The sequence below is a fragment of the Streptomyces hawaiiensis genome, from assembly GCF_004803895.1.
Classification (GTDB): domain Bacteria; phylum Actinomycetota; class Actinomycetes; order Streptomycetales; family Streptomycetaceae; genus Streptomyces; species Streptomyces hawaiiensis.
This window is the reverse complement of the sequence record NZ_CP021978.1, coordinates 4,499,211-4,510,538: the sequence shown is the minus strand read 5'-3', so window position 1 is coordinate 4,510,538 and position 11,328 is coordinate 4,499,211. Positions and strand designations below refer to the sequence as shown.

The 11,328-nt window shown below is 70.3% G+C and carries 8 protein-coding genes; 2 read left to right on the top strand and 6 right to left on the bottom strand.

Annotated features, from left to right (window positions below; genetic code table 11):
• Window positions 1-44 precede the first annotated feature (44 nt).
• Window positions 45-479 carry an ATP-binding protein gene (locus tag CEB94_RS20760; RefSeq protein WP_175433649.1) on the top strand — a complete coding sequence of 145 codons (435 nt, stop codon included), beginning with the start codon at window positions 45-47 and terminating at the stop codon, window positions 477-479.
• 234 nt (window positions 480-713) lie between these two features.
• Here the strand turns inward: CEB94_RS20760 and CEB94_RS20755 are convergent, their stop codons facing one another.
• The 3 genes from CEB94_RS20755 to aspS all read right to left on the bottom strand — a co-directional run bounded on the left by CEB94_RS20755 (window position 714) and on the right by aspS (window position 5,052).
• The gene (locus CEB94_RS20755) at window positions 714-2,066 is read right to left on the bottom strand and encodes an MFS transporter (RefSeq protein WP_175433648.1); all 1,353 of its coding nucleotides are present in this window, start codon (window positions 2,064-2,066) and stop codon (window positions 714-716) included.
• A 171-nt stretch (window positions 2,067-2,237) separates the two neighbouring features.
• Window positions 2,238-3,170 (bottom strand): intradiol ring-cleavage dioxygenase, encoded by a 933-nt coding sequence (locus CEB94_RS20750; RefSeq protein ID WP_175433647.1) that lies wholly within the window; start codon window positions 3,168-3,170, stop codon window positions 2,238-2,240.
• A gap of 118 nt (window positions 3,171-3,288) precedes the next feature.
• Window positions 3,289-5,052: an aspartate--tRNA ligase gene (gene aspS, locus CEB94_RS20745; RefSeq protein ID WP_175433646.1), complete on the bottom strand. Its 1,764-nt coding sequence runs from the start codon at window positions 5,050-5,052 to the stop codon at window positions 3,289-3,291.
• A gap of 223 nt (window positions 5,053-5,275) precedes the next feature.
• Here aspS and CEB94_RS20740 point away from each other — a divergent pair, with 223 nt between their 5' ends.
• A complete protein-coding gene (locus CEB94_RS20740) occupies window positions 5,276-7,414 on the top strand; it encodes a SpoIIE family protein phosphatase (protein ID WP_175433645.1) in 2,139 nt (712 codons plus the stop codon).
• Between the two features lie 48 nt (window positions 7,415-7,462).
• Here the strand turns inward: CEB94_RS20740 and CEB94_RS20735 are convergent, their stop codons facing one another.
• From CEB94_RS20735 to CEB94_RS20725, 3 genes are all read right to left on the bottom strand, one after another.
• Window positions 7,463-8,536, bottom strand: a complete 1,074-nt coding sequence (locus CEB94_RS20735; protein ID WP_175433644.1) for an AI-2E family transporter — start codon at window positions 8,534-8,536, stop codon at window positions 7,463-7,465.
• An 85-nt stretch (window positions 8,537-8,621) separates the two neighbouring features.
• Window positions 8,622-9,599: a pirin family protein gene (locus tag CEB94_RS20730; RefSeq protein ID WP_175433643.1), complete on the bottom strand. Its 978-nt coding sequence runs from the start codon at window positions 9,597-9,599 to the stop codon at window positions 8,622-8,624.
• A 174-nt stretch (window positions 9,600-9,773) separates the two neighbouring features.
• Window positions 9,774-11,273: an MFS transporter gene (locus CEB94_RS20725; protein WP_175433642.1), complete on the bottom strand. Its 1,500-nt coding sequence runs from the start codon at window positions 11,271-11,273 to the stop codon at window positions 9,774-9,776.
• Between the last annotated feature and the right edge of the window lie 55 nt (window positions 11,274-11,328).

Below are 11,328 nucleotides of genomic sequence, written 5' to 3'. Positions count from 1 at the left end.
GCTGTCACTGTTCACGGTAGGCGGGCACCGCCACGCTCAGTGATGTGAATCAGGAAAAGTCCACCCAACTTCTCTCGCCGACCGAGCAGTTCAGCGTCCTGCTGTCGTCCACGCCGCGCGGCGCCCGCCTCGCCCGGCTCCTCGCCACGGAGTGGATGCGCACCCGGGAGATGCCTCACCGCGTCACGGAGGCCGCCGAACACCTCGTCGCGGAACTCGCCGCGAACGCCGCCACTCACGGGCGGCTCCCCGGCCGCGACTTCCGCCTCGTACTCCAGGCCCGCCGCAAAACCCTCCGCATCGAGGCCACGGACACTCGGGGTGACGACCTCCCCCGCAGCCTCCCACCCGCCCTCGACGCCGAGTCAGGACGCGGCCTCCTCCTCGTCGAGGCCCTCGCCGACCGCTGGGGCGTCGAACTCGACCCCGTCCCCCGCAAGACGGTATGGGCAGAACTCGACCTACTACTACACCCCTGACCAGCGGAAACGACACACGCACCGGAACCCGGGCGCGTGCGCTCCGGTGCCGTCGGCGGTCTTCCCCAAGGAACACGAGAGGGAAAGAAACCCAACCAAGCCCCGCCCCTCCCGCCCACGGCGCGCACGCTCACTCCCGCGAGTGAACATCACCAAATGAGCTGGATTTCCTGAAGGCATGAGGCCCGCCCAACTAAGGAGCGGGCCCCATGCCTTGGCCGTGGTCGGCTCGGCTCAGCGCGCCTGCCCCGCGACCGGTTTCCCCGTCACTGCCACCTTCCCGCCGGACCCAGCCCGCTCGCCCCTCTTGGTGTGCCGCACGAACGCCACTCCCACCACCCCCAGGATCGACGCCGCCGACAGGGTGTACAGGCCTCCGTTCGTGCTGCCCGTCGTGTCCTTCAGGTAGCCGAAGAGGGTGGGGGAGACGAATCCGCCCAGGTTCCCGAGGGAGTTGACCAGGGCCAGCCCCGGTGCCGCGATCTTCAGGTCGAGGCCCGACTGGGCCATCGGCCAGAACAGGGTGGCCGCGCACTTGCCTCCGACCGCCGCCAGGGTCAGGGCGGCGAGGCCGAACCAGGGGGAGCCGAGCGTGGCAAGGAACGTGCCCGTGGCGGACAGGACGAGGGCGATCGCCAGGTAGGGGCGGCGGTCCGGGGCCCGGTCCGTGAAGTGGCTCATCGTGTACATCGCGACCACCGCGCAGATCCACGGGATCGCCGACAGCAGCCCGATCTGGAAGGGCGACAGACCGCCGATCTCCTCCACCAGACTCGGCAGCCAGAACGTGATCGCGTAGCCGGTGAGCGCCATCGCGAAGAAGACCGCCGTCAGCACGGCCACCTGAGGGTGGAAGATCAGCTTCATGCGCGACACCGACGGCGCGCGGTCCCGCGTCTCCTTGTCCCGTGCCACCGCCTCGCTCAGCGCGTCCTTCTCCTCCTGCGTGAGCCACTTCGCGTCCTGGATCCGCGAGACCAGGAAGAACCCGGCGATGAACCCGACCACGATGGAGAAGGCGCCCTCCAGGGCGAACATCCAGCGCCAGCCGGCGATACCGCCCGCGCCGTGCAGTTCCAGCAGCGCGCCCGTGATCGGGCCCGTCACGATGTACGCCGTCGCCGAGCCGCCCAGGAAGATCGCGCTCGCCCGGCCCCGGCTGGAGTCCGGCAGCCACTGGGTGAAGTAGAGCAGCACCCCGGGGAAGAAGCCGGCCTCCGCGACACCGAGGAGGAAGCGCAGGCCGTAGAACATCCACACGTTGTGGATGAAGCACATCGCGACGATCACCAGACCCCAGGTGATCATGATGCGGGTCAGCCAAACCCGGGCGCCGAACCGCTCCAGCCACATGTTGCTCGGGACTTCGAACAGCGCGTATCCGATGAAGAACAGGCCCGCGCCGAGCCCGTAGGCCGTGGCGCTGACTCCGACGTCGGCTCGCAGTTCGTCCTGGACGAAGCCCACGTTCGTCCGGTCCATCTGGTTGACCAGCAGCATCAGGACCAGGATCGGCAGCATGCGGCGCAGGAACTTGCCCACCGCCCGCTGCTCGGCCTCGGGTATGGCTGTCGCGGCGTCTGACATCGTTGTCTCCCTTGCTGTACACGTACGTGAACAGCAATCACGTACGCGTTCTCGAAGGGACCTTAGGGAGGCTCAGGTTCCGGGGTCAACGGGTTGAGCAATAGTCCATGTATGTGAATGTGAGGCGAACGGTCAGGACCTGCCCGCGCACGTCCGCCTCACATGTCCGCGTCAGCCCGCGGTCGTGCCGTCCTGTGTCACCTCAGGATCGACGCCCATGGTGAGCGTGGCGACGACGCCCTTCGCGATGGCGCCCTTCTTGTACTTCAGCTTCAGCAGCCCGCCCTCGGTGCCGTTGCCCGGGTAGATGGTGTCCTCGTCGAGGGTGGTGCGGGTCGTGGTGTTGGTGGAGTACGGCTCGACCTCGGCCGTGGCCAGCACGGACGCCTCGTCGAAGAAGAGCTGCCCGGTGTGGCAGGTCGTGCCGCCCTCGTAGCCCGCGTCGGTCCAGGTGCCGTTCACATGCACCTTGGTGTGGATGTGCACGCAGCGGCCCTGGTACCAGCCGGGGAAGACCGTGCGGAACACGACCTCGCCCTTCTTGTCCGTCCGCCACGTGCCGCGCAGGTAGCGCTCGTCGTCGGTGGGCTCCTCGTGCCCCCCGCCCCCGCCGCCTCCCGGAGGCGTGCCCGTGGGGGACCCGGTCGGTGTTCCGGTCGGCGTGCCGGAGGGTGGCGTACCACCGCCGCCTCCTCCGCCCCCGCTGCCCATCGCCTCGTACCCGGAGTACACGCCCAGCGCGTTGCAGTGCCAGATGTCGACGGCGGCATTCGCCAGGGGCTTGCAGGTGTCGGAGTCGATCACCTTCAGGCGCAGGGTGAGCGCAATGCCCTCCTGGTCCTCGGTGATGTCCCGGCGGAGCTTGTCCGCGTCGATGTAGTAGGGGCCCTCGGTCGTCTCGGAGGTCAGCTTGTAGCAGGCCTCGCCGGAGGTCCCGGCCGTCTTCTCCTCGGCGGCCGTCGCCCCTTCGCCGGCGAACGCGCCGGCCGCGAACGAACCGCCGACGCCCGCCGCCACCACCGCACCGGCGCCCGCGGCGACGACCTTACGGCGTGTCAGATCCCGTTTGTGTTTCGGCCCTTGGGCCGTCTCGTGTCCCGTCATGAGAAGGGAAGCTAGGCAGCGCGCCTGTCAGGAGCCTGGGTAAGAGCTGAGTGAGAGCCCTGGGTACGAAAGTGGCTCGGAACCGGCGCCGGTTCCGAGCCACTCACGGGAGAAGCGCCTACTTCGGCTGCGGCTTGCGCACCGACAGGTGCAGCTCCTTCAGCCGCGCCTCCTCCAGCTCCGTCGGCGCGCCCATCATCAGGTCCTGGGCGTTGCCGTTGAGCGGGAAGGCGATGGTCTCGCGGATGTTGGGCTCGTCGGCGAGCAGCATCACGATGCGGTCGACGCCCGGGGCGATGCCGCCGTGTGGCGGGGCGCCGAAGCGGAAGGCGCGCAGCATGCCGGCGAACTTCTCCTCGACGGTCTCGCGGTCGTACCCGGCGATCTCGAAGGCCTTGAGCATGATCTCCGGCTCGTGGTTCCGGATCGCGCCGGAGGACAGCTCGACACCGTTGCAGACGATGTCGTACTGCCAGCCGAGGATGTCCAGCGGGTCCTGGGTCTCCAGGGCCTCCAGACCGCCCTGGGGCATGGAGAACGGGTTGTGCGAGAAGTCGATCGCGCCGGTCTCCTCGTCCTTCTCGTACATCGGGAAGTCGACGATCCAGCAGAACCGGAAGACGCCCTCCTCGAAGTGCCCGGCACGCTTGGCGGCTTCCACCCGCACCGCGCCCATGATCTTGGAGACCTCGTCGAACTCGCCCGCGCCGAAGAAGACCGCGTGGCCGGCCGCGAGCGACAGGCGCTTGGTCAGCTCGGCGACGTTCTCCTCGGTGAGGAACTTCGCGATCGGGCCGGACAGCGAGCCGTCCTCACCGACGCGGACCCAGGCCAGGCCCTTGGCGCCCTGCGAGACGGCGTAGTCGCCGAGCTGGTCGAAGAACTTGCGGGGCTGGCCGGAGACGTCCGGCACGGGCAGGGCCCGCACGTGCTTGCCGGCGAACGCCTTGAACTCCGAGCCCTCGAAGATGTCGGTGATGTCGACGAGTTCGAGCTGGGCGCGCAGGTCGGGCTTGTCGGAGCCGTACTTCAGCATCGCCTCGCGGAACGGGATCCGCGGGAACGGCGAGGTGACGTGGCGGCCACCGCCGAACTCCTCGAACAGCTCGGTCATGAGCTTCTCGACGGGCTGGAAGACGTCCTCCTGCTCGACGAAGCTCATCTCGACATCAAGCTGGTAGAACTCGCCCGGCGAGCGGTCGGCGCGCGCGTCCTCGTCGCGGAAGCAGGGCGCGATCTGGAAGTAGCGGTCGAAGCCGGAGATCATCAGCAGCTGCTTGAACTGCTGGGGCGCCTGGGGAAGGGCGTAGAACTTGCCCGGGTTCAGGCGGGAGGGGACGACGAAGTCACGGGCGCCCTCGGGGGAGGTCGCGGACAGGATCGGCGTCGCCATCTCGTTGAAGCCCAGCGCCGTCATCTTGTGGCGGATCGCCGAGATGACCGACGTGCGCAGCAGGATGTTGCGGTGCATGCGCTCGCGGCGCAGGTCCAGGAAGCGGTACTCCAGGCGCCGCTCCTCGTTGACCCCGTCCTCGGCGTTGATCGTGAACGGCAGCGGGGCGGCCGCGCCGAGCAGTTCGACCTCGCCGACCTCGACCTCGACCTCGCCGGTCGGCAACTCGGGGTTGATGTTCTCGGCGCCCCGGGAGACGACCTTGCCGTCCACACGGACGGTCGACTCCTTGGAGAGCTTGTCGAGGGCCTCGTAGGAGGGGGTGCCGGGACGGGCCACGAGCTGCGTGATGCCGTAGTGATCGCGCAGATCGATGAAGAGGATGCCGCCCAGGTCGCGCCGATTGTGCAGCCAGCCACTCAGCCGGACGTCGCTGCCGACGTCAGAGGAGCGGAGCTCGCCGCAGGTGTGGGACCTGTACCGATGCATCGTCGTTCATCCAGTCTTCGCTGATCGGGGTCTGTGTTTCACGTGAAACTGGTCCCCAGCGTACCGGGCAGGCGTAGATCGGCTCTCCACAGTTATCAATCGAGCACGCGGTAGTTGTTGATCGAGCACGCACGCGCCGTCGATCGGGCACGCACGCGCCGTCGTTCGGACACAAGTCCGCTATCGGTGGCAGTGTTCGACCGCCTCTTCTTAAGGTAGGGCAATGCGCACTGGCGAGCCTCTGCCCGCCGTGGGGGAGGCTCTCGCCGCCCTCGCGACCGGCCTGTGGCACTGGGACACCGCCACCGGGCTGGTCACGGTCGACGCCGAGGCAGCCCGGTTGCTCGGGCTGCCCGCCGAACCGGTCAGTCTCACGGAGGCCCAGGCCCGGGCCCGGCTGCACCCGGTCGACTGGAACGAGATCACCGGCGTGATCCAGCTGGCCGTGGCCGAGGGCACCCTCGCCGAGGTCCGGATCCGGATCATGGACGAGCAGGGCCGGGTCGTCCGGATCGTCCGCAGCCGCTCCAAACCGTCCTTCGACCGGGTCCGAAAGGCGTACCGGCTGATCGGCACCCTCCAGGAGGTCACCGAGCCGACGCCGGGCACCCCGGCCGGGCGCAGCGCGGTCACCGGGGACTGGCGGCGCTCGCGGGAGGCGTTCCTGCTGGACGCGGGCCGGGCGCTGGCCGAGGCGCGCTCCACCCAGGAGGTCCTGCGGGTCACGGCGAATCTGTCGATGCCCGGGTTCTCCCCGGACGGGCTGGCGGTGTTCGGCGTCTCGGGCGATCGCCTGACGATCATCGGCCACCACGGGCAGCAGCGGGGCACCGAGAACCCTTTCTCGGACATGCCGCTGGACACGGACTACCCGGCCGCCGAGGTGGTGCGGACCGGCCGGGCCGTGTACCTGTCCTCCGCCGAGCAGTACAAGGCCCGCTATCCGCTGACCTGGCCGCTCGCCGAGCGCTTCGGCCGCCGCTCCTGGGCGTTCCTGCCGCTGACGGTGGCCGGGCGCACGATGGGCGCGTGGATGGCGGCGTTCACCTACCCGGTGGCGTTCACCCCGGACGAGCGGTCCGTGCTGGCGACGGTGGCACGGATGCTGGCGCAGGCCCTGACCCGGGCGGGCGTGGCCGAGAGCGAGCGGGCCCTGACCGACGGGCTCCAGCGCACGATGCTGCCGAGGCTCGGGCCGCAGCGCATCCCGGGCATGAGCGTCGCCGCCCGTTACGTCCCCACCGGCGGCGGACTCCAGGTCGGCGGCGACTGGTACGACGTGATCCCGCTGCCCAGCGGGCGGTTCGCGCTGGTCATCGGTGACGTCCAGGGCCATGACGTACGGGCGGCGGGGCTCATGGGCCAGCTGCGGATCGCCCTGCGCGCCTACGCCTCGGAGGGCCACCGCCCGGACGCGGTGCTGTCGCGTGCCTCCCGCTTCCTGCACGGCATCGGCGACGAGGACCCGGCCGATGCGCGCTTCGCGACCTGCGTCTACGTCGAGGTCGACCCGGCGACCGGGGTGCTGGACATCGCCCGTGCCGGGCATCCGGACCCGGCGATCCGGATGGCCGACGGCACGGTGCTGACCCGGCCGACGTCGGGTGGTCTGCCGCTGGGCATCGACCCGGACGCCGACTACCCCACGACCCGGCTCGCCCTGGAACCCGGCGAGACCATGCTGATCTGCACGGACGGCCTGCTCGAGACCGGCGGCCACGACCTGGACACCGGCTGGCAGCGACTGCGCGTGATCCTGGAGGACCACAAGGGCGATCTGGAGGAACTCGCCGACACCCTGGTGCAGGCCGTGCACGGGCCGTCCTCGCACCACACCACCGGCCCGCTGGCGGACCGCCGCGAGGACGACATCGCGATGCTGCTGCTGAGCCGGGACGGCGGCGGCTGCGGCTGCGGTGACGCGATGACCGTACGGCCTGCGGTACGGCGCTCGGTGCTGACCGTCGCGCAGGCCGAACCCGAGCGGGTCGCGATCTCCCGGCAGCAGCTGCGCGAGCTGCTGCACGACTGGGCCTCGCCCGACCAGGTCGACTCGGCGGTGCTGCTGCTGTCCGAGCTGCTGACGAACGTCCTCGTGCACACCGACTCCGACGCGCTGCTGGTCGCCGAGATCACGGGCGAGGTGGGCGGGCGGCGGCTGCGGATCGAGGTCACGGACGGCGGCGACGACCTGCCGCACAAGCGCAGACCCGGGGAGCTGGCGTCCTCCGGCCGCGGCCTGGTGCTGATCGAACTGCTCGCGCACGCCTGGGGGGTGGACCCGCGCGGCGAGGGCAAGAGCATCTGGTTCGAGCTCTACGAGTCCGTGAACGGCTCGGGAGACGGCTCCTGGTCGCCGTAGCGGGTCACGACTTCCCGGTAGGCGAGGTGCAGGGGACACCGCAGCGGATCACGGCCCTCCGGCCTGCGACGCCCCCTGATCGCCGTAGCGGGTGCGCAGTTCCTGGACGATGCCGAAGGCCGCGGCGGTGAGCGGCACGGCGAGGAGCATGCCGAGCACTCCGGCGACGGACGCCCCGGCCGTGATCGTCACCATCACCACCGCCGGATGCATCTGCACGGTCCGGCTCTGGATCATCGGCTGGAGCACGTGTCCTTCCAGCACCTGCACCGCGAGGACCACGCCGAGCGCCCACAGCGCGATGACGAATCCCCGGTCGGCCAGCGCGACCAGCACGGCCACGGCGCCCGAGAGGAAGGCGCCGAGGTAGGGGATGTAGGCGCCGACGAAGACCAGCGCACCCAGTCCGGCCGCGCCGGGCACGTCGAGGACGAGCAGCCCCACGGTGATGCAGAGCGCGTCGATCAGGGCGATGAGGGTGGTGCCGCGCATGAAGCCCTCGACGGCCCTCAGCGCCCGCCGCGCCATGGCCTCCAGGGTGTCGGCCGATCCGCGGGGCGACAGGGATCGCAGCGTCCCGGCGGCCTTGTCGGAGTCGCGCAGGAAGAAGAAGACGAGCAGCAGCGCGAGGACGGCCATGGCGATGGACTCGCCGACCACGCTGACGCCGCTGATCACGCCGGAGGCGGCCGTACCGCCGAACTTGCCCAGCAGTTCCCGGGCGTTGGAGGCGAGGTCGTCGAGCGAGGTCCCGGCCGCCCCGAAGTGCGCGGAGACGCCCCGGGCGGCCTGCTTGAGCGAGGCGACGATCTCGTCACCGGTGTCGATGAGCGCGGCGACCACGATGTACACGGCCCCGCCGACCACGGCGACCACCGCGACACAGGTGAGCCCGGCCGCGACCGACCGCTGCACCCCGGCCTTCACGAGCCGCCGGTGCAGCGGCCCGAGCAGGGCCGTCCCGAGCAGAGCGAGCAGCACGGGCACGACGGCGGTCCGGAACTCCACGACCAGCCGGATCCCGACGTAGACGACCCCGGCGACGAGCAGGAGCAGCGCGCACCAGGCGGCGAGGCGCCGGGCGGGGCCGGGGAGGAGAGGGGCCTGCTGGGTGTCCTGCACCCCTCCACCCGATCACGCACCAGGCGGGCCGTCCCGTCAGGGAGGCCCGCCAGGGTGACGGGGCGTCAGCCGCCCCGGTGCCGCGTCAGTTCTGCGGACCGCTCGCGGTCATGCCGTGCACCGCCGGCACCGTGCCCAGGCGGCCCTTCTGGAAGTCCTCGAAGGCCTGCATGAGTTCTTCCTTGGTGTTCATGACGAACGGGCCGTAGTGGGCCATGGGTTCGCGGATGGGCTGTCCGCCGAGCAGGACGACCTCGAGGTCCGGCGTGGAGGAGTCCTGCTTCTCGTCCGCGCGGACGGTCAGCGAGGAGCCCGCGCCGAAGACGGCCGTCTGACCCATGTGGACCGGGCGGCGGTCGGGGCCGACACTGCCGCGGCCGGCCAGCACGTACGCCAGCCCGTTGAAGTCCTCGCGCCACGGCAGCGTGAGCTCCGCCCCCGGCGCGAGGGTCGCGTGGACCATCGTGATCGGAGTGTGGGTGATGCCGGGGCCCGCGTGCCCGTCCAGCTCACCGGCGATGACCCGCAGCAGGGCGCCGCCGTCGGGGGTGCTGAGCAGCTGGACCGAGCCGCCGCGGATGTCCTGGTAGCGCGGGGCCATCATCTTGTCCTTGGCCGGGAGGTTCACCCACAGCTGCAGGCCGTGGAAGAGCCCGCCGGACACGACGAGATGCTCCGGTGGGGCCTCGATGTGCAGCAGACCCGAGCCCGCGGTCATCCACTGGGTGTCCCCGTTGGTGATGGTGCCGCCACCGCCGTTGGAGTCCTGGTGGTCGAAGATGCCGTCGATGATGTACGTGACGGTCTCGAAGCCGCGGTGCGGGTGCCACGGCGTGCCCTTGGGCTCGCCCGGCGCGTACTCCACCTCGCCCATCTGGTCCATCATGATGAACGGGTCGAGATGGCGGTAGTTGATCCCCGCGAACGCCCGGCGCACCGGGAAGCCCTCGCCCTCGAAACCGCTAGGAGCGGTCGTGACGGTGAGCACGGGACGTGCCACGGCGTCGGCCGGCGCGGTCACGCGGGGCAGCGTCAACGGGTTCTCGACGGTCACTGCAGGCATGTCGGTTCCTCCTCGTGTACACCCAGTTTAGTTGAGCGTTGAACTTTCTGCCACCCCAAACAGAGAAAACCGGGAGGGCATTCCCGCCCGGGGGACGGCGCAGCGAACCACGGGAGAGCGGCATGGCGAAAGGCCGTCACCCCGCAGCGGGGTGACGGCCCTCGTACGTCCCTGTCAGGCGACCAGCTCGCGCTCCTCGCTCGCGGCCCCGGCCGGTGTGGGCTTGCGGTCCCGCATCACCAGCGTGGCCACGACCGCCGCGGCCAGCACGCCGATCGCGCTGATCGTGAAGGTCGTGGACATCGAGGCGGTGAAGGCCTCCCGGGCCGCCCGCACCAGCTCCGCGTCGCCGCCGGCGACGGCCAGCGCCCCGCCGATGGACTCCCGGGCCTGCTCCGGGGCACCGGCCGGCATCTCGTCCGTGTAGCCGCCGGAGAGCAGGGAGCCGAGGATCGCGATGCCGAGGGCGGTACCGGACTGCTGGACGGTGTCGTTGAGGGCCGAGCCGACGCCCGCCTTGTCCTCCGGGATGGTGCTCATCAGCGCGGCCACAGCGGCCGGCATGGCCAGACCGGCACCCAGACCCAGGATCCCCAGCGCCACGGCAGGGACCGTGAACCCGCTGTCGGCGCTGAGCGTGGTCAGCAGCCCGAAGGAGACGGCCATCAGCAGCATCCCGCCGAGGATGACGAACCGGTTGCCCGCCTTCACGGCGAGCTGCGCCCCGGCCGCGTTGCCGGCCAGCGCGGCCACGGCCAGCGGAAGGAAGGCCAGGCCCGCCTTGACCGCGGACCAGCCGAGCACGAACTGGAGGTACTGCGTCAGCACCAGCAGCAGACCGGCGTTGCCGATCTGGACGAGCGCCAGGGAGAGCGAGCCGCCGCTGAAGTCGCGATGCTTGAACAGGACCAGCGGGACCATCGGCGTGGGCGTGATGTTCTGCCAGGTCACGAAGCCGGCCAGGGCGACCACCGCGACGGCCAGGACGAGCAGGGAGCGGCCGCCGAACGCGCCGTGCTGCGGGATCTCGATGATCCACCACACCAGGAAGGTCATGCCCACCGCCGACAGCACCGCGCCCAGCGGGTCCGGCTTCTGCCAGGGCGCCTTCGACTCCGGCATCAGCAGCACCCCGGCCAGCAGCGCGAGAGCGACGATCGGCACGTTGATCAGGAAGATCGCCTGCCAGGCGAAGTGGTCGATCAGCACCCCGCCGAGCACCGGGCTGCCGACCAGCCCCAGCATCGACACCGAACCCCACGCGGCCATCGCCTTGGGCCGCTCGTCCTCGTCGAAGACGGTGATCAGGATCGACAGCGTCGAGGGCATGATCAGCGCCCCGCCGACGCCCATCGCGATCCGCACCGCGATCAGCTCACCGGGAGTGGAGCAGAACACCGCCCCCAGTGACGCCGCCCCGAACAGCAGCAGCCCGATCAGCATCACCTTCCGGCGCCCGAAGCGGTCCCCCAGGCTTCCCGAGGTGAGCAGCAGCCCGGCGAAGACCAGGACGTAGGAGTCGAGGATCCACTGCATGTCCTGGGCGCTCGCCCCGAGGTCCTCGGTCAGCGCGGGCACCGCGACCGTCAGCGCCATGTTGTCGACGACCAGGACCAGCGTGCTGAGGCACAGCACGATCAGGATCCACCAGCGGCGTGGATTGCGGGCTTCCATCACGGTTCCCCTCCGACTCACTCGGCTCGCTCGCTGCGAACACCGTTCCTTCGAT